Source organism: Streptomyces sp. CRN 30, assembly GCF_034105845.1.
The window spans coordinates 1-17,795 of sequence record NZ_JAVRHI010000003.1; the positions used below are offsets into that span (position 1 = coordinate 1).

The 17,795-nt window shown below is 71.5% G+C and carries 14 protein-coding genes and 1 pseudogene; 3 read left to right on the top strand and 12 right to left on the bottom strand.

Annotation, left to right across the window (positions count from 1 at the left end; all coding sequences use genetic code 11):
* The 11 genes and pseudogenes from UW392_RS00185 to uvrC form a co-directional block, all read right to left on the bottom strand.
* Positions 1 to 372: pseudogene (locus UW392_RS00185) on the bottom strand (glucose-6-phosphate isomerase); the annotation flags it as partial.
* Between the two features lie 102 nt (positions 373 to 474).
* Positions 475 to 810: an RNA polymerase-binding protein RbpA gene (locus tag UW392_RS00190; protein ID WP_003957010.1), complete on the bottom strand. Its 336-nt coding sequence runs from the start codon at positions 808 to 810 to the stop codon at positions 475 to 477.
* Between the two features lie 266 nt (positions 811 to 1,076).
* The gene (gene secG, locus UW392_RS00195) at positions 1,077 to 1,307 is read right to left on the bottom strand and encodes a preprotein translocase subunit SecG (RefSeq protein ID WP_320772784.1); all 231 of its coding nucleotides are present in this window, start codon (positions 1,305 to 1,307) and stop codon (positions 1,077 to 1,079) included.
* A gap of 126 nt (positions 1,308 to 1,433) precedes the next feature.
* Positions 1,434 to 2,213, bottom strand: a complete 780-nt coding sequence (tpiA, locus tag UW392_RS00200) for a triose-phosphate isomerase (RefSeq protein ID WP_320772736.1) — start codon at positions 2,211 to 2,213, stop codon at positions 1,434 to 1,436.
* Between the two features lie 6 nt (positions 2,214 to 2,219).
* Positions 2,220 to 3,431, bottom strand: coding sequence for a phosphoglycerate kinase (locus UW392_RS00205; RefSeq protein ID WP_320772737.1), 1,212 nt, complete (start codon positions 3,429 to 3,431; stop codon positions 2,220 to 2,222).
* A 149-nt stretch (positions 3,432 to 3,580) separates the two neighbouring features.
* The gene (gene gap / locus UW392_RS00210) at positions 3,581 to 4,591 is read right to left on the bottom strand and encodes a type I glyceraldehyde-3-phosphate dehydrogenase (protein WP_320772738.1); all 1,011 of its coding nucleotides are present in this window, start codon (positions 4,589 to 4,591) and stop codon (positions 3,581 to 3,583) included.
* 263 nt (positions 4,592 to 4,854) lie between these two features.
* Positions 4,855 to 7,860, bottom strand: coding sequence for a M14 family metallopeptidase (locus UW392_RS00215; protein WP_320772739.1), 3,006 nt, complete (start codon positions 7,858 to 7,860; stop codon positions 4,855 to 4,857).
* Between the two features lie 364 nt (positions 7,861 to 8,224).
* Complete coding sequence (whiA, locus tag UW392_RS00220) at positions 8,225 to 9,238, bottom strand: DNA-binding protein WhiA (RefSeq protein ID WP_320772740.1); 1,014 nt, start codon at positions 9,236 to 9,238, stop codon at positions 8,225 to 8,227.
* Positions 9,229 to 10,329 carry a uridine diphosphate-N-acetylglucosamine-binding protein YvcK gene (locus tag UW392_RS00225; RefSeq protein WP_320772741.1) on the bottom strand — a complete coding sequence of 367 codons (1,101 nt, stop codon included), beginning with the start codon at positions 10,327 to 10,329 and terminating at the stop codon, positions 9,229 to 9,231. The genes whiA and UW392_RS00225 overlap by 10 nt, the downstream gene beginning before the upstream one ends.
* Positions 10,326 to 11,336, bottom strand: coding sequence for an RNase adapter RapZ (gene rapZ, locus UW392_RS00230; RefSeq protein WP_320772742.1), 1,011 nt, complete (start codon positions 11,334 to 11,336; stop codon positions 10,326 to 10,328). Before rapZ ends, UW392_RS00225 begins: the two co-directional genes overlap by 4 nt.
* Positions 11,333 to 13,756, bottom strand: coding sequence for an excinuclease ABC subunit UvrC (uvrC, locus tag UW392_RS00235; protein ID WP_320772743.1), 2,424 nt, complete (start codon positions 13,754 to 13,756; stop codon positions 11,333 to 11,335). The genes rapZ and uvrC overlap by 4 nt, the downstream gene beginning before the upstream one ends.
* 379 nt (positions 13,757 to 14,135) lie before the next feature.
* Between uvrC and UW392_RS00240 the strand changes: the two genes are divergently transcribed.
* The gene (locus UW392_RS00240) at positions 14,136 to 15,080 is read left to right on the top strand and encodes a hypothetical protein (protein ID WP_320772744.1); all 945 of its coding nucleotides are present in this window, start codon (positions 14,136 to 14,138) and stop codon (positions 15,078 to 15,080) included.
* Between the two features lie 125 nt (positions 15,081 to 15,205).
* On the opposite strand, the gene UW392_RS00245 is transcribed toward UW392_RS00240, so the two are convergent.
* A complete protein-coding gene (locus tag UW392_RS00245) occupies positions 15,206 to 15,631 on the bottom strand; it encodes a ubiquinol-cytochrome c reductase iron-sulfur subunit (RefSeq protein WP_320772745.1) in 426 nt (141 codons plus the stop codon).
* 195 nt (positions 15,632 to 15,826) lie between these two features.
* Between UW392_RS00245 and UW392_RS00250 the strand changes: the two genes are divergently transcribed.
* Positions 15,827 to 16,888, top strand: a complete 1,062-nt coding sequence (locus UW392_RS00250; protein WP_320772746.1) for a LacI family DNA-binding transcriptional regulator — start codon at positions 15,827 to 15,829, stop codon at positions 16,886 to 16,888.
* Complete coding sequence (locus UW392_RS00255) at positions 16,885 to 17,793, top strand: carbohydrate kinase (RefSeq protein ID WP_320772747.1); 909 nt, start codon at positions 16,885 to 16,887, stop codon at positions 17,791 to 17,793. The genes UW392_RS00250 and UW392_RS00255 overlap by 4 nt, the downstream gene beginning before the upstream one ends.
* Positions 17,794 to 17,795: the final 2 nt, after the last annotated feature.

Sequence of the window (17,795 nt, forward strand, 5' to 3'; positions counted from 1 at the left end):
CGCGTGGACCTGCGGGACGACGTTCTCGCCGTCGACCTCGATCACCGCGTCGGCCGGGGCGCGCAGCGCGGTGTGCAGCACCGCGCGGTCCTCGGTCACGTTGATCCGCTCGCCCCGGAACATGGCGTCCCGCAGCCCGAACACGTCGGTCGCGGCGGCCAGGTCGCGCAGCAGGCGGAGGGTCTCGTCGGTGACGAGGTGCTTGGAGTAGTCGACGTACAGATCGCCCACGCGGAGGGTGTAGCCGGTGCCGCGCCCCGGGTCGGTGGCGAACAGCTCGCGCATGTGCGTCTCGCCCAGCTCCTCGCGGTGCTTGGCCAGCGCGGTCCATTCGGGCGTCTGGTTGAGCCTGGTACGGCCGTCAGCGTTCATACCGCCCAACCTAATGGAGCGGATGCGGACGCGGCCGGTGGGCCGGCCGGTCGCGAACGGCCCCGGCCGGGCACCTTGTGGGTACCCGGCCGGTTCCAACTCCTAGATCTCGCCCCGCAGTTTGGCGAGCGCCTCGGCGAGGATCGCCTCGCCGTCGGCGTCACTGCGGCGCTCGCGCACATACGCCAGATGCGTCTTGTAGGGCTCGGTGCGCGGAGGGTCCGGCGGGTTGTCCCGGTCCTGTCCGGCCGGGAAGCCGCAGCGCGGACAGTCCCAGGTGTCCGGCACCTGCGCGTCGCTGGCGAAGCTCGGCTGTGTCTCGTGCCCGTTGGAACACCAGAAGGAGATGCGCAGGCGCGGGGCGGACTCGCCGCGCTCGGCCTCGCCCATCGGCCCCGCTCCGACCCGGCTTCCCCGGATCGCGTTGCCACTTGCCACGGTCGTAACTCCCTGCGTGATGGTGCCGCAAAGCGAGTCGGCGTTTCGCTTCGCTGCGAGCGCCTCAGTCTACGTAAGGCCCAACGCGCGTCCAGTGATGGGAGTTACCCGCCCCCCAACAAGACGCAAGCCCCATGATAGGCCGCACACAGAGGCGCGTACCGAACATGGGGCGTTACGTGAAGAACTGCGAAGTGCGTGGCGCGGTCCGGTCCGTATCAGCTGCTCGTCATCAGCTGTCCGTCTCCGTCAGCTGTTCGTCTCCGTCAGCTGTTCGTCTTCATGAGAAGGGCGAGCACGATGATGCACGCGAACCACAGCACACCGATCACCACGGTGATCCGGTCGAGGTTGCGCTCGGCGACCGAGGAGCCGCCGACGGACGACTGCATGCCGCCACCGAACATGTCGGACAGACCGCCGCCCTTGCCCTTGTGCATCAGCACCAGCAGCATCAGCAGCAGGCTGAAGACGATCAGGGCGATCGAGAACCCCAAAACCACGGCTGGACCAACTTCCTCGGAAACGGATGAACGACGCGGGGCCCGGCCTGGTGCCGGACCCCGCCAGGGTACGACGGATCGCCGCTAGCGCCTACTCACTGCCCGGCGCCCGGCGTCCGCTCACTGGTCGCGAAAACGGACGATCTTGACGAACTCGTCCGCGTCCAGCGAGGCACCGCCGACCAGGGCGCCGTCGATGTCGGCCTGCGCCATGATCTCGGCGACGTTGCCCGACTTCACGGAGCCGCCGTACTGGATGCGGACCTTGTCGGCCAGCTCCTGGGAGTACAGCTCGGCGATCTTGCCACGGATGGCCGCGCAGACCTCCTGCGCGTCCTCGGCGCCGCAGACCTTGCCGGTGCCGATGGCCCACACGGGCTCGTAGGCGATCACGACGGTCTCGGCCTGCTCGGCCGGGAGGTCCTTCAGACCGCCCTCGACCTGGGCGAGGGTGTGGGAGACGTGGTTGCCCGCGTCGCGGACCTCCAGCTCCTCGCCGACGCACAGAATCGGGGTGAGGCCGTTCTTGTACGCGGCCTTGACCTTGGCGTTGACCAGCTCGTCGGTCTCGGCGTGGTACTGCCGGCGCTCCGAGTGGCCGACCGCCACGTAGGCGCACTTCAGCTTGGCCAGCATCGGGCCGGAGATCTCGCCGGTGTAGGCACCGCCGTCGTGGGCGGAGATGTCCTGGGCGCCGTACTTGATCTTCAGCTTGTCGCCGTCGACCAGGGTCTGCACCGAGCGCAGGTCGGTGAAGGGCGGCAGGACCGCGACCTCGACGGCGTCGTAGTCCTTGTCGGCCAGGGCGAAGGCGAGCTTCTGGACGTGGGCGATGGCCTCCAGGTGGTTGAGGTTCATCTTCCAGTTGCCCGCCATCAGCGGCGTGCGGGTACTGCTCATCGAGGGTCAGTCCTCCAGTGCGGCGAGACCGGGAAGCGTCTTGCCCTCAAGGTATTCGAGGGAGGCGCCGCCACCGGTCGAGATGTGGCCGAATGCCTTTTCGTCGAAGCCGAGCGTACGGACGGCCGCGGCGGAGTCGCCGCCGCCGACCACGGTGAAGCCCGGGGCGTCGACGAGCGCCTGGGCGACCGCTTTGGTGCCCTCGGCGTAGTCGGGGTGCTCGAAGACGCCCATGGGGCCGTTCCAGAAGACGGTTCCGGCGTCGGCGAGCTTCGAGGCGTACAGCTTGCGGGTCTCCGGACCGATGTCCAGGCCCTCCTGGTCGGCGGGGATCGCGTCCGCGGCGACGGTCGAGGGGTTGGCCGGGGCCTTGGTCTTGAGGTCCGGGAACTCTCCGGCCACCAGCACGTCGACGGGGAGCACCAGCTCCACGCCGTTCTTCTCGGCGCGCTCGATGTACTCCTTGACCGCCGGGATCTGGTCCTCCTGGAGGAGGGAGATGCCGACCTCGTGGCCCTGGGCCTTGAGGAAGGTGTAGGCCATGCCGCCGCCGATGAGGAGGCGGTCGGCCTTGCCGAGGAGCTGGTCGATGACGGCGAGTTTGTCGGAGACCTTGGCGCCGCCGAGCGCGACGACGTAGGGGCGCTTGACGTCGTCGGTGAGCTTCTTCAGGACGCCGACCTCGGTGGCGATGAGGTAGCCGGCGTAGTGCGGCAGCCGCTTCGGCAGGTCGAAGACGGAGGCGTGCTTGCGGTGCACCGCGCCGAAGCCGTCACCCACGTAGACGTCGGCGAGGCCGGCCAGCCTGTCGGCGAAGGCGGCGCGCTCGGCGTCGTCCTTGGAGGTCTCGCCGGCGTTGAAGCGCAGGTTCTCGATGACCGCGACCTGACCGTCCGCGAGGCCGCTCACGGTGGTCTCGGCGGCGGTGCCGACCGTGTCCTCGGCGAAGGCGACGTCGGTGCCGAGCAGCTCACCGAGGCGGGCGGCGGCGGGCGCCAGGGAGAAGGCCGGGTCCGGCGCGCCCTTGGGGCGGCCCAGGTGCGAGGCGACGACGACGCGCGCGCCCGCCTCGGCCAGGGCCTTGACGGTGGGCAGCACCGCGCGGATGCGGCCGTCGTCGGTGATGGTGGTGCCGTCCAGCGGGACGTTCAGGTCGGCGCGGACGAAGACGCGCTTGCCCGCGACGCCTTCGGAGAGCAGTTCGTCGATCGTCTTCATGCAGCAACTCCTGGGGCTGTTGATCGCTCGTGATCCTACGAGGGCCGGTCGTACCCGCGAGAGCCGGTCGTACCGGACGCGCCGCAGGGCTCGGACGGCGTGCGCGCCGTCCGAGCCCTGCTAGCGCACCGAGATGCCTGCTTCGGCGATCAGAGCTGGTTGCCGACGAAGACCGTGAGGTCGACGAGGCGGTTGGAGTAGCCCCACTCGTTGTCGTACCAGCCGAGGATCTTCACCGTGTTGCCCTCCTGGACCATGGTCAGGGAGGCGTCGAAGGTGCAGGACGACGGGTCGCTGACGATGTCCGAGGAGACGATCTCGTCCTCGGTGTAGGTCAGGTAGCCCTTGAGGTCGCCGTCGTCGGCGGCCTTCTTGAACGCGGCGTTGACCTCGTCCTTGGTGACCTCGCGCTGGAGAGTGACGACCAGGTCGGTGGCGGAGCCGGTCGGGACCGGGACGCGCATGGCGATGCCGTCCAGCTTGCCCTTGAGCTGCGGGAGGACCAGCGCGGTGGCCTTGGCGGCACCGGTGGTGGTCGGGATGATGTTCTCGGCGGCGGCACGGGCGCGGCGCAGGTCCTTGTGCGGGAAGTCAAGGATGCGCTGGTCGTTCGTGTACGCGTGCACCGTCGTCATCAGACCCTTGACGATGCCGAAGTTCTCGTCGAGGACCTTGGCCATCGGCGCCACACAGTTGGTGGTGCAGGAGGCGTTGGAGATGACGTGGTGGTTCGCCGGGTCGTACTTGTCCTGGTTGACGCCCATCACGATGGTGATGTCCTCGTCCTTGGCCGGAGCCGAGATGAGGACCTTCTTGGCGCCGCCGGCGATGTGCTTCTCGGCGTCGGCCTTCTTGGTGAAGATGCCGGTGGACTCGACGACGACGTCGACGCCCAGCTCGCCCCACGGGATGTCGGCGGGGTTGCGCTCGGAGAGCACCTTGATGGTGTGGCCGTCGACGGTGATGGTGTCGGCGGTGTGCGACACCTCGGCCTTGAGGCGGCCGAGGATGGTGTCGTACTTGAGCAGGTGCGCGGTGGTCGCGGTGTCACCCAGGTCGTTGACAGCCACGATCTCGATGTCAGCACCCTGCTCCAGCAGCGCGCGGAAGTAGTTACGACCGATGCGGCCAAAGCCGTTGATGCCTACGCGGATCGTCACGAACCGATCTCCTCGTTGGTACGTCGGCGGCTCGACGCCGACGAGCTGTATGGGATGTCCCCGACCGCCTCCGACCCTACCTCTCCGACGCCTCCGGGGTGACATCGAGAGGGCCGTACACGGGACGGCGTCCCGTACCCACCGGTAGGGGTACGGGACGCCATCTGAGCGGGGGACCGATCACCTGATTTCGTTACAGAGCCACGGCCCGCGTCTCAACCTGCTTTGTTCTGGTTCGTCACCCCTCCGGGGCGTCTTCCGTGTCACCCCTCCAGGGCGCTCAGTGCCTTGCCGAGGAGTTCCGCGCGGTCGGCCGCCTCGGTCAGGTGCTCCAGTCCGAAGCCCAGCAGCACGGTGTCGTCGGTGGTGACGGCGCCGTAGGTCTGGAAGAGCGTGCCGGTGCGCGTCCAGTCCCGCAGGACGGCCGGGCTGCCCGGGGGCGGTCCGGGGACCGACCAGGCGCCCAGCGACGTCTCGAAGCCCTCGGTCTCGGTCGCCGTGCCGCCGACGACGAGGGAGGCCTCGTCGGCCAGGACGCCGCGGCCGCCGGAGCCCGGGTCGGTGACGTAGCTGATGGACACCTCGACGTTCTTCCCGGCGTAGGCACTCAGGTCGAAGGAGACCTGCCGCCAGCCGCCGGAGGAGCCGGTGAGGCTGTTCCACGCCCCGGAGGTGCCGGTCGCGGCGCAGCCGTCGTCGGTGAGGGTGAGGTAGTGCTCCAGCCAGGGGTGCTCGGCGATGTAGTAGCCGGCGCCGCACTCCGCCGGTACCGCGGTGCCGCTGGCGCCGCCGGCCTCGGGGAGCGTGGTCCAGTCGTCGCCGCCCGCTGTGCGGGCCTCGACGATCACGTTGTCGTACCCCTCCTCGGTGTCCCACAGCAGCTGGGTGCGGAGTGCGGGCGCCTGCGCGGCGGTGGTGCCGGTGAGGTCGACGGTTCGGGTGAGGCGCTTCCAGCCGTCGTCGGTGTGGACGGCCGCGACCATCCACTCGCCCGCGTACGGCCCGTACGGGTTGACCGTCCCGGCGAACTGTCCCGCGCCCTCGCTCGCGAACTGCGGGTACGTCTCGACCGGCAGCTCGTCCGAGGTGACGCTGTAGGTGCCGGCCCGGTCCAGCGGGTTGCCGGGCGCGGCGCCGAGCGGGCCGCCGGTGCCGTCGAGGTCGCCGGAGCCGGTGAAGGCGGTGGCGCCGGAGGTGGCGGTGCGGGTGTAGGCACCCAGGTAGTACTGGCTGAAGTCGTTCGACAGGTTGCCGCCGCCGAGGTCGACGCTGCCGCCGGCCTGTTCGCCGGCCTCGACCAGCTTGCCGCCCTCGTTGAGGTGGGCGCGGAGCTGGAGCTGGGTGGCGTTGCCGGGGGTGGCGGCGCCGGTGTAGTGGACGACCGTGCCGAAGTGGGAGAGGACGCCGAGCGCGTCGGGCGCGCCCTGTGCGGCGACGTCCCAGACGACGGCCCGTTCGCCGTTGGCCTTGAGCGCGTCTACGTACGTCTGGGCCTGGGTGGCGGTCGCGCCCTCCTCGGCGACGACGAGGACGTCCGCCTTGGGCCGTTCGGCGATCGTGTAGGTGAAGTGCTCGCTGGAGACGGCCTCGCCCTGCTTGGTCTCGCCGGTGAACCAGACCTCGACGGTGTCGCCGGGCCCGCCGTCCTTCACCTTCGCCCGGTACTCGTCGAAGTAGAGGTTGTCCTCACCGCCGTAGGTCTCGCCGCCCTTCCAGGGCTTGAGCGCCATGTCGAGGGTGCGGCCGCCGTTGACGCGGTACTTCAGTTCCTTGTCGCGCACCGACTTGCGGGCGACGACCGCGACTTCCTGGTCGGCGCCGCGGGAGTACGACGTGGTGAACGTCTTCGGGGTGAAGTCCGCGGCCTCCAGACCGACCGAGGAGACGGGCCGGTCGGGCTTGGGGGCGCTCTCGGCGACGGAGAGCGCGAAGGGGACGTTCTTCTCGAACTCCTGCTGGATCAGCCTCTCGTCGTCGGGGAAGTTGAAGACCGACTGGCAGTCGCTCGCGTTCCACTCGTCGGCGGGGTCGATGTTCGACGCGGTCTGGCAGGTCGACATCTCGGGGGTGAACATCGCCATGCCGTTGACGTTCGCGGCGTGGCCGTCCGCCTCGCCGTTGGTGGTGTACAGCTCCGAGGAGACCTGCGGGCGGTAGCCGGGGATCGCGGAGTTGTCCGGCGTCCCGGCGAGCGCCCGGTAGAGGACGTCGTCGGGGGTGTCGGTGGCCACCTGCCAGCCGACGCCGTAGAGCAGCAGTTCGGCGGCGGAGTGGTAGTTGATGCCGTACGTGAAGCCGATCCGCTTCTCGAAGGCGTCAAGGGCCTGGGTCTCGGGCTCGGAGCCGGGGCTCGCGCCGCGGTAGGTCTGGCTGGTGGGGTTGGGGGACGAACCCTCGTCGTCGTAGCCCCACTTGTAGGAGAAGTTGCGGTTGAGGTCGACGCCGTCGCCGGTGGAGATGGCGCCGTCGCCGTTGACGTCGCGGAGGTTCTTGCGCCACAGGCGGTTGTCGGCGGACTCGAAGGTGTAGTCGTAGCCGTCGGGGTTGGCCGACAGCAGGAACCACAGCTCGGTGGAGTCGACGATCTTCTTGACGCGCTGGTCGGTCTTGTAGCTGTCCAGGTAGTGGTGCATCAGCCGCCGGGTCATCTCCGGGGTGATCCATTCACGGGCGTGCTGGTTGGACGCGTACAGCACCGACGGCTTGGACCCGTCCTTCGACGTCTTCGCGCCCTTGGTGAGCTTCAGCGCGAGGATGTCCTGGCCCTTGACGGTCTTGCCGATGGAGACGACCTTCGTGAGGCCGGGGTTCTCCTGGGCGGTCCGCAGGATCTCCTCCTGCAGCCCGCCGCTGCCGCTGTACGGGCGGAACACCCCGTCGGCGGCGGCCTCGACGCGCTTCTCGGCACGGTCGGAGAGGGTGTGCTCGGTGAGGTCGACGCCCTGGTCCTCCAGGTCTTCGGCCTGTCGTTCGGTGAGGTACACCTCGACGGAGCCGGTGCCCTTGTCGGGGATCTGCTCGCCGAGTTCGTGACCGTCCTGGCCGGCCGCCAGCAGCAGGGGGACCTGCTGCTGGGTGATCTCGGCGCGGAAGACCTTCACTTCCTGCGGGTCCGGGGCAGTGGCGCCGGGTTGCGCCTGGGCGATGGGTGCGAAGCTGGCTCCGCCGATCAGGAGCGTGCCGACAGCGAGGATCGATCTCGCTCTGTGTCGTCCGGTTCCTCCGGGTCTTCCGGGTCCTTCGGATCGTCCGGATCGTCCGTGTCTCATGAACCCCCCTAGCGGTGGTCCGCCACAGCGGCGAACAGGTTGCCAGGCTCATGACAGACCATGATCGAGTCAAGAGCGGCATCACGACACGTATCGCCCCTCCTGTACGGAGGGGGGTTGTGTGTGGCGGGTGGGGTGGGGTGGGGGGGGCGGATGGAGGGTGTCGGGTGGGGGGTGTCGGGTGGGGGCTTGGGTGGAGGTTGTCCGTGGCTGAGCGCGCCGTTCCCCGCGCCCCTTTCGGGGCGGTCACCGTGCCGCCGGTGAGGGGCGCGGGGAACTGCGCGACCGGCCACGACGAACCCGCAGCCGAGGAGATCACCCCACGGAGAAGGTCAACCCATTAGAAGGTCACCCCACGAAAAGGTCACCCCACGAAATGGTCGGCCAGATCCTGGTCATGCTCGTGGTCGTGCTCGTCCGACAGATTCGCCTCCGTGCCCGGAATACCGAGATCCGACGCCCGCTTGTCGGCCATGGCCAGCAACCGCCGGATACGGCCGGCCACCGCGTCCTTGGTCAGCGGCGGATCGGCCAGAGCGCCCAGCTCCTCCAGCGAGGCCTGCTTGTGCTCCATCCGCAGCCGCCCGGCGGCGGCGAGGTGCTCGGGAACGTCGTCGGCGAGGATCTCCAGCGCACGCTGGACCCGCGCCCCGGCGGCGACCGCGGCCCGCGCGGAGCGCCGCAGGTTCGCGTCGTCGAAGTTGGCCAGCCGGTTGGCCGTGGCACGGACCTCCCGCCGCATCCGCCGCTCCTCCCACGCCAGCACCGAGTCGTGCGCGCCGAGCCGCGTCAGCAGCGCCCCGATCGCGTCGCCGTCGCGGACCACGACCCGGTCCACGCCGCGCACCTCGCGGGCCTTGGCGGCGATCGACAGCCGGCGGGCGGCGCCGACGAGGGCGAGCGCGGCCTCCGGGCCGGGGCAGGTCACCTCCAGGGAGGACGAACGGCCGGGCTCGGTCAGTGAACCGTGCGCCAGGAACGCCCCGCGCCAGGCGGCCTCCGCGTCGCAGGTGGCCCCCGAGACCACCTGCGGGGGGAGCCCCCGGATCGGACGGCCGCGGCCGTCGACCAGACCCGTCTGACGGGCCAGCTGGTCACCGCCCGCGACCACCCGCACGACGTACCGAGAGCCCCGGCGCAGCCCGCCCGGAGCCATCACGATCAGTTCCGAACTGTGGCCGAAGATCTCCAGAATGTCCCGCTTGAGCCGTCGCGCCGCCATCGCGGTGTCCAGCTCCGCCTCGATCACAATGCGCCCGCTCACCAGGTGGAGGCCGCCGGCGAACCGCAGGACGGCGGAGACCTCCGCCTTCCTGCAGCAGGTACGGGTGACGGGAAGATGGGAGATCTCATTCTTCACCGCTGCCGTCATCGCCATGGGCCGATCCTTCCATGCATCCGAAAAATACGGTCGTACGCGGCGGCCAGCAGCTCCGGGTCGTGCCTCGGGGTCCCGTCGGTCCGGGCGACCGGAGCCAGTTCGACCGCGGCGCCGAACCGTTTCGCGGCTTCGGTGAGCGAGTCACGGTCGGGCACGGCGGCCTCGTCGGCCAGCACCACGTCCAGGGCGAGTTTAGGGGCGTGTCGTCCCAAAACCTCCAAATGACGCTGCGGGGAGAAGCCCTCTGTTTCTCCGGGCTGCGGAGCGAGGTTCAGCGAGAGCACCCGGCGGGCCTTCGTCTGCGTGAGCGCGTCCAGCAGATCCGGCACGAGCAGGTGCGGGATGACCGACGAGAACCAGGAGCCGGGGCCGAGCACCACCCAGTCGGCGTCGAGCACCGCCTCGACCGCCTCGGGAACGGCCGGCGGGTCGGCCGGCACCAGGTGCACCGACTGCACCTCGCCGGGCGTCAGCGCCACCGTCGCCTGTCCGCGGACGGTGTCCACGTCCTCGGGCCGGTCCGGGTCGTGCCCCCTGACCAGGGCCTGGAGCTCCAGCGGCACCGCGGACATCGGCAGCACCCGCCCGTGCGCGCCGAGCAGCTTGCCGACCAGGTCGAGGGCCTGGACGTGATCACCGAGCTGCTCCCACAGGGCGACGATCAGCAGATTGCCGACCGCGTGTTCGTGCAGCTCACCCTTGGACTGGAAACGGTGCTGGATGACGCGGGCCCAGGTCTGCCCCCAGTCGTCGTCGCCGCAGAGCGCGGCCAGTGCCTTGCGCAGGTCGCCGGGCGGCAGCACGCCCAGCTCGTCACGGAGCCTGCCGCTGGACCCGCCGTCGTCGGCCACCGTCACGACGGCTGTGAGGGCACCGGTGATCCGGCGCAGCGCGGCGAGCGACGCGGAGAGGCCCATGCCCCCGCCGAGCGCGACGACCCTGGGCTGGGCGCCTCGACGGCGCGGCTTGCCGCCGCGGGCCTCGACCGGACGACCGGCACGGCCCTCTACGGGGCGGCTGCCGCGTCCCTCGGGCACCGCCCGGCCGAGTCTGCCGAGCCGGCTCAGCCGCGGAGTACGTCCTGTCATTCCCGTCCCATGTCCCTGTGCACGACCACCGTCTCCACACCCTCGGCGGCGAGCCGGGCGGCGAGCTTCTCCGACATGGCGACGGAGCGGTGCTTGCCGCCGGTGCAGCCGACGGCGATGGTCACATAGCGCTTGCCCTCACGACGGTAGCCCGCGGCGACGAGCTGGAGCAGCTCGGCGTAGCGGTCGAGGAACTCCTTGGCCCCCGGCTGGTTCAGTACGTACGCCGACACCTCCTCGTTGAGGCCGGTGAACGGACGCAGCTCCGGGACCCAGTGCGGGTTGGGCAGGAACCGCATGTCCGCCACCAGGTCGGCGTCGACCGGCAGCCCGTACTTGAAGCCGAACGACATGACGGTGGCGCGCAGTTCCGGCTCCTCGTCGCCGGCGAACTGGGCGTCCATCTTGGCGCGCAGCTCGTGCACGTTGAGGCTGGAGGTGTCGATCACCAGGTCGGCGTCGCCGCGCAGTTCGCGCAGCAGTTCGCGCTCGGCGGCGATGCCGTCGACGATGCGTCCGTCGCCCTGGAGGGGGTGCGGGCGGCGCACCGACTCGAAGCGCCGCACCAGGGCCTCGTCCGAGGACTCCAGGAAGACGATGCGCCGGGTGACGCCGCGGGCGTCGAGGTCGGCCAGCGACTCGCGCAGGTTGTCGAAGAAGCGGCGTCCGCGGACGTCGACCACGACCGCGATCCGGGCGACGTTGCCCTGCGAGCGGGCGCCCAGCTCGACCATGGTGGGGATCAGCGCGGGCGGGAGGTTGTCCACGACGAACCAGCCGAGGTCCTCCAGACACTTGGCCGCCGTCGACCGCCCCGCTCCGGACATACCGGAGATGATCACCAGCTCGGGGATGGCCGCTTCGGGGACCCCGGTCGGCTCGCTGCCCGTACTCACCTGTGCTCCGTCTTCCTGGCGTGTGTCCCGCCGGTCATCCTCGCCGGTGTTCTTGTGCGCGAGCTGGCTCTGCGCTGGGTGTTCTTCCTGGCTCGGGTCCTGCTCGGTCATGTCTCCTGCCCCCGTCGTTCGTTCGGGGAACCCGCGGACACGGGCTCCCCCGGGACGTCCGCCCTCGCCTCGGCCGCCCCGGCCGCCTCGGCCGCCCCGGACGTCTGAGCTGTCTCCGCCGCCCCGGACGTTTCTGTCGTTCCGGCCGTCTCTGTCGTCCCGGCTGTGTCCGGGGGCTCGGCTGTGTCCGGGGTCCCGGCTGTCTCTGCCGTCCCGGCTGTGTCCGGGGTCTCGGCTGTGTCCGGGATCTCGGCCGTCTTCGCCGTCCCGGCTGTCTCTGTCGTCCCGGCCGTCCCCGGAGCCTCGGCTGTCTCAGGGGTCCCGGCCGTCTCCGGGGTCTCGGGCGCCACGTCCTCGTCATCCATGATCTCTCCGGTCGCCGTGTTCACGGCCGGTGCGCCCGGGGCCGCGCCGGCGAGTACCGCGGCGACGGTCTCGGCCGTCTTGCGGCCTATGCCGGGCACCTCGCAGATCTGTTCGATGGTGGCGGACCGCAGCTTCTTCACGGAACCGAAGTGTTTGACCAGGGCCTGCTTGCGGGTCTCGCCGAGACCGGGCACGTCGTCCAGGGGGCCGGCACGGAAGCGCTTGGCACGCTTGGCGCGCTGGTAGGTGATCGCGAAGCGGTGGGCCTCGTCGCGGACCCGCTGGAGCAGGTAGAGGCCCTCGCTGGTGCGCGGCAGCACGACCGGGTCGTCGTCGCCGGGCAGCCAGACCTCCTCCAGCCGCTTGGCCAGGCCGCACACGGCGATGTCGTCGATGCCCAACTCGTCGAGGGCCCGCTGGGCGGCCGCGACCTGGGGCTGCCCGCCGTCGACGACGACGAGCTGCGGCGGATAGGCGAAGCGCTTGGGACGGCCGTCGTCGTCCTTGAGTCCCGGCCCGGCGGCGTCCACCGGAGTGCCGTCGGCGAAGATCTCACCGCCGGGAGCGGGCGCGGTCCCGGACGGACCGCCGGGCACCGGTCCGCCGGCGACAGCCTGCCCGTCGCCGGATGCCTCCGCCCACTCCCCCGTCCTCTCCTTCTCGGAGAGGTAGCGCCGGAAGCGGCGGGTGATCACCTCATGCATGGAACGGACGTCGTCCTGTCCACGGAAACCCTTGATCTGGAAGCGGCGGTATTCGCTCTTACGGGCGAGTCCGTCCTCGAAGACGACCATGGAGGCCACGACGTCGTCGCCCTGGAGGTGGGAGATGTCGTAGCACTCGACGCGCAGCGGCGCGCTGTCCAGCCCGAGAGCGTCGGCGATCTCCTCCAGGGCCCGTGAGCGCGTGGTCAGGTCGGAGGCCCGCTTCGTCTTGTGCAGGACGAGTGCCTGCTGGGCGTTGCGCTGCACCGTCTCCATCAGGGCCCGCTTGTCGCCGCGCTGCGGGATGCGCAGGGAGACCCCGGAGCCGCGCCGGTCGGTCAGCCACTGCTGCACCGGGTCCAGCGGATCGGGCAGCGCCGGGACCAGCACCTCCTTGGGGACGGCGTCGCCGGTCTCCTCGCCGTACAGCTGCTGCAGGGCGTGCTCGACGAGGGCGCCGGTGGTGATCTCCTCGACCTTGTCCGTCACCCAGCCACGCTGGCCGCGCACGCGTCCGCCGCGTACGTGGAAGATCTGGACGGCCGCCTCCAGCTCGTCCTCGGCGACGGCGATCAGGTCGGCGTCGGTCGCGTCGGCGAGCACGACCGCGTTCTTCTCCATGGCCTTCTTCAGGGCGCCGATGTCGTCGCGCAGCCGGGCCGCCCGCTCGTACTCCATCTCGTCGGCCGCCTCGGCCATCTGCCGCTCCAGGCGCCGCAGATAGGTGCCCGTGCGGCCGGCCATGAAGTCGCAGAACTCGTCAGCCAGGTCCCAGTGGTCGTCGGGGGTGATCCGGCCGACGCAGGGCGCGGAGCACTTGCCGATGTAGCCGAGGAGGCAGGGACGGCCGGTGCGGGCGGCGTTCTTGAAGACGCCCGCCGAACAGGTGCGGACCGGGAAGACGCGCAGCATGAGGTCGACCGTGTCGCGGATCGCCCACGCGTGCGCGTAGGGGCCGAAGTAGCGCACGCCCTTCTTCTTGTGGCCACGCATCACCTGCACGCGCGGGAACTCCTCGTTCATCGTCACGGCGAGGTAGGGGTAGCTCTTGTCGTCGCGGTACTTGACGTTGAACCGGGGGTCGTACTCCTTGATCCAGGAGTACTCCAGCTGGAGCGCCTCGACCTCCGTGGACACCACCGTCCACTCCACGGACGCGGCCGTGGTGACCATGGAGCGGGTGCGCGGGTGCAGGTTCGCCAGATCCTGGAAGTAGTTCGCCAGGCGCTGGCGCAGGCTTTTCGCCTTTCCGACGTAGATCACCCGGCGGTGCTCGTCTCGGAACCTGTACACCCCGGGAGAGTCCGGGATCTGTCCCGGACTGGGGCGGTAGCTGGAGGGGTCGGCCATGACTCACACCCTACTGGCGGGGACCGACAGACCGTCGGGCCTGTGGACAACGGTCGCGGGGCCTGTGGACGACGCCGGCGTGCGCCACGAAACGGCGGCTGCCGGGCCACCGGCGGCGGGAGCCGGGCCACGGGCGGCGAGGGAGGGGCCACGGGCAGCGGGGACCAGGCCCACGGGCGGCGAGGGCCGGAGTTCGGCCGTCGTCCGGCCGAAGGTGTTGTCGGAGCTGGGCCGAGACGCTTCAATGCGGGGGAACTCCGGACCCCGCCGCGCGGCGCACGAATGCGCGGGGCCCGCGCCGCACCGGGGGCACCCCCTGGCCGATGCGTGCCGGAACGGCCCCGGCGGCCGTGGTGAACCGTCACAGAGAGGCTTCTGCATGCCGCACGCCACACAGCACGCGGACGTCGCCGCGGAGCTCGACTCCGTCCTGCGCGGTGGGCCCTTCCACGTCGCGCTGCGTGCCGCGATCGCCGCCCGCGGACTGCCGCTGCAACGGGTGCAGCACCACCTCTCGCGGCACGGCGTGCGGGTGGGCGTCACCAGCCTGAGCTACTGGCAGCAGGGCGCCCGGCGTCCGCAGCGCCCGGAGTCGCTGCGCGCGGTCCGGGCCCTGGAGGAGATACTCCAGCTGCCCGCGGAGTCGCTGCTGAGGCTCCTCGCCGGGGACGACGGACCGGCGTCGGCGCAGCGCGCGGCGGCCCGCGCGTACCACGCGTGTGCGGTGGCCTCCGGTGTGGTGGACCGGTTCCTGGCCGAGCTGGGCCATCCGCCGGGCGGCGGGCTGGACACCGTCGGGCACCACGAACGGGTCCGGATCGGCCCGCGCCGCGAGCTGTCGGGCCGCGAGGAGCACCTCATCGTGCGGGCCCGCCGCGACGGCGTCGACCGCTTCGTCGCCGTCCACCACGGCGACCCGGGGTGCGCTCCGGAACGTATGGCCGTGCACGCGCTGGAGAACTGCCGCACCGGCCGGGTCCGCCGGCACCACGACACGGGAGTGCTGGTGGCGGAGCTGCTGTTCGACGTGCGGCTGCGGGCCGGTGACACCTGCCTCTTCCGCTACGCCGTCGAGGACGGCACGGCGCAGGGGTCCGGCGAGTACGTACGGACGTTCGACTCGACGGGCGGGCAGTACGCGCTCCAGGTGCGGTTCGATCCGGCGGCGCTCCCCGCGCGGTGCCACCGTTTCACCCAGCCGTCGGCGACGGGCCCCCGCGGCGGACGCCGTGAACTGGCCCTCAGCGGTCGCCACCACTCCGTGCACCTGGTGGAGCCCCGGGTGCGGCCCGGAGTGGTGGGGATCGGATGGGAGTGGGGCTGAGCGCCCCCCTCGACGGGGCCGGCGTCGGCCGCGTATGCCGTTCGCCGTGTCGGCCGCGCACCCCGTACGCCCCGCCAGTCGCGCACCCCGTACGCCCCACCGGCCGGGTGCCCTGCCCGCTCCGGCTACGCCCCAGGGCCCGCCACGAGCCGCCCGCCGCTGGCCTTCACCCGCAGTTCCTCCAGCGGCACGGTGGCCGGGGCGTGCAGCACCTCGCCGGTCCGGGGATCGAACTCGCTGCCGTGGCACGGGCAGACCAGCCGGTCCTCCTCCAGCCGGTCGATGGCGCACCCCGCGTGCGTGCAGACCGTGCTGTACGCCTTCAGCGCGCCGTCCTCGTCCCGGCCGACCACCACGTTGTGGTCCCGGTACAGCTTGACGCTCCCCGGGGCCACCTCCTTCTCGGCGCCGAGGTCGACAGGCGCGGTCGGGGCCGCCGCGACGCCGCTCTCCCCGCCGGGCCCGCAGGCGGCCGCGCCGAGTCCGGTGACGGACACGGCGGCCGCCGAGTACAGGACGGTGCGACGGCTCGGGACGGGGCGGCCGGACATGGCTGTCTCCACTGTTCGGATGCGGGGTTCCGGTCCGGGTGAGGACCGGGCACGTCGACGATAGCGAGCGCGACGGCGCGCCCCGTGACCGGGTCCAAGCGTGCAGCGACCGCTGCCCTCAAGGGACGTAAGCGTTTACGTGCCCCGCCGGATGGGATACGGTCCGGCCAGCAGCCGCTGGGGAGGAAACACGCCATGACGACGATGGCCGACGTCGCGCGGAGCGCGGGCGTGTCCGTGGCGACCGTCTCGCACGTCCTCAACGACACCCGGCCGGTCCTGCCGCGCACCCGCCAGGCCGTCCTGAACGCCATCGAGGAACTGGGATACGCCCCCAACGCCCTCGCGCGGTCCCTGGTGACCGCGCGCACCCGCACGCTCGGGCTCGCCGTCTCGGCGATCAGCAACCCGTACTTCACCGAGATCCTCCAGGGCGTCGAGGCCGCCGCCGTCGAACAGGGGTACGGCCTGCTCATCTCCGACCCCCGCGACGACCCGGGCCACGAACGGCAGGTCGTCCAGCTCCTGCACGAACGCCGCGTGGACGGGGTGATCGTCGCCCCCTCCGCCGACCCGCACGCCCTCGTCGCCCATCTGCGGCGCCACCGCGTACCGACCGTGTTCCTGGACCGGACCGTCGACGTCCCGGCCGACGCCGCACCCCACTTCGACCAGGTCTGCGCCGACGGCACGGAACCGACGGCGGAGCTGGTCCGGCACCTCGCCGGGCTCGGCCACCGGCGGATCGGACTGGTGGCCGGCCGCCCCGGGTTCAGCACCACCCGGGAGCGGATCACCGGATACCGGAACGGCCTCCTGGCCGCCGGACTGCCGTACGACGAACGGCTCGTGGCGCACGGCGACTCCGAGTCGGCCGGCGCCGAACGGGCCACCGCGGACCTGCTCGCCCTCGCCGCTCCCCCGACCGCGCTGGTCACCGCCAACAACGCGATGACGATCGGCACGCTGCGCGCCCTGCGCGACCGCCGCCTGTCCGTGCCCGGCGACGTCGCGCTGTGCTGCTTCGACGACTTCGCCTGGGCTGACCTGTTCGAGCCGCGGCTCACCGCCGTCGCCCAGCCCGCCCGGGAACTCGGCGTCCGGTCCGTCCGGCTGCTCCTGGAGCGCCTGGCGGACCCGGAGCGGCCCGCGAGGACCGTACGGCTGCCGTGCACGCTCGCGCACCGCACCTCCTGCGGCTGCCCCGACCCGACCGAGGACGCCCCGCCCGGGGCAACGGAAAGGACCACCACGTGATCGTCGTCGCAGGCGAGGCACTGATCGACCTGGTACCGCAGGGCACCGGCGCACTGGCCGCCCTGACACCGGCGCTCGGCGGCGGCCCGTACAACACCGCCGTGGCCCTCGGCCGCCTCGGCTCCCCCACCGCCTTCTGCTCCCGGGTCTCCCGTGACGCGTTCGGCGAGGCGCTCCTGGACCGGCTGCGCGGGACGGGCGTGGACGTGTCCGCGGTGCAGCGCGGCCCGGAGCCGACGACTCTCGCCGTCGCCACGCTCGACGCCCACGGGTCGGCCGCCTACACCTTCTATGTGGAGGGCACGGCGGACCGCCTCTTCGCCGCGCCCGCCGCGCTGCCCCCGGACACCCGGGCCGTGTCCTTCGGAACCTGCTCGCTGGTGCTGGAGCCGGGGGCGAGCGCCTACGAGGAACTGATGCGGGACGCGGCGTCACGGGGCCTGTTCACGGCCCTGGACCCGAACATCCGGGCGGGCCTCATCCCCGACCCGGACGCCTACCGGGCACGGTTCAAGAGCTGGCTGCCCTCGGTGTCGCTGCTCAAGCTGTCCGAGGAGGACGCCCGGTGGCTGGGCGGCACGCCCCGGGAGTGGCTGGCGGCGGGTCCCGTGGCGGTCGTGGTCACCCGGGGCGGCGACGGACTGACCGTGTTCACACGCGACGGGGGCGAGTACGCGGTGCCGGGCGAACGGGTCGACGTCGTCGACACCATCGGCGCGGGCGACACCGTGAACGCGGCGCTGCTGCACGGGCTCGCGGCCCGCGACGCGCTCGCTCCGGAGGCGTCGGCCGCGCTGGGTCCGGACGACTGGACGGAACTGCTCCGGTTCGCGGCCCGCGCCGCGGCGGTCACCTGCTCGCGAGCGGGCGCGGAGCCGCCGTACGCGCGCGAGCTGGCGGACTGACG

What these genes read in the sequence shown, in the direction of transcription:
- UW392_RS00245 (WP_320772745.1), bottom strand. Translation starts at nt 15,631, where the DNA reads ATGTCCGGCCGCCCCGTCCCGAGCCGTCGCACCGTCCTGTACTCGGCG.
- UW392_RS00205 (WP_320772737.1), bottom strand. Translation starts at nt 3,431, where the DNA reads ATGAAGACGATCGACGAACTGCTCTCCGAAGGCGTCGCGGGCAAGCGC.
- UW392_RS00240 (WP_320772744.1), top strand. Translation starts at nt 14,136, where the DNA reads ATGCCGCACGCCACACAGCACGCGGACGTCGCCGCGGAGCTCGACTCC.
- rapZ (WP_320772742.1), bottom strand. Translation starts at nt 11,336, where the DNA reads ATGACCGAGCAGGACCCGAGCCAGGAAGAACACCCAGCGCAGAGCCAG.
- whiA (WP_320772740.1), bottom strand. Translation starts at nt 9,238, where the DNA reads ATGGCGATGACGGCAGCGGTGAAGAATGAGATCTCCCATCTTCCCGTC.
- uvrC (WP_320772743.1), bottom strand. Translation starts at nt 13,756, where the DNA reads ATGGCCGACCCCTCCAGCTACCGCCCCAGTCCGGGACAGATCCCGGAC.
- UW392_RS00225 (WP_320772741.1), bottom strand. Translation starts at nt 10,329, where the DNA reads ATGACAGGACGTACTCCGCGGCTGAGCCGGCTCGGCAGACTCGGCCGG.
- tpiA (WP_320772736.1), bottom strand. Translation starts at nt 2,213, where the DNA reads ATGAGCAGTACCCGCACGCCGCTGATGGCGGGCAACTGGAAGATGAAC.
- UW392_RS00215 (WP_320772739.1), bottom strand. Translation starts at nt 7,860, where the DNA reads ATGAGACACGGACGATCCGGACGATCCGAAGGACCCGGAAGACCCGGA.
- UW392_RS00250 (WP_320772746.1), top strand. Translation starts at nt 15,827, where the DNA reads ATGACGACGATGGCCGACGTCGCGCGGAGCGCGGGCGTGTCCGTGGCG.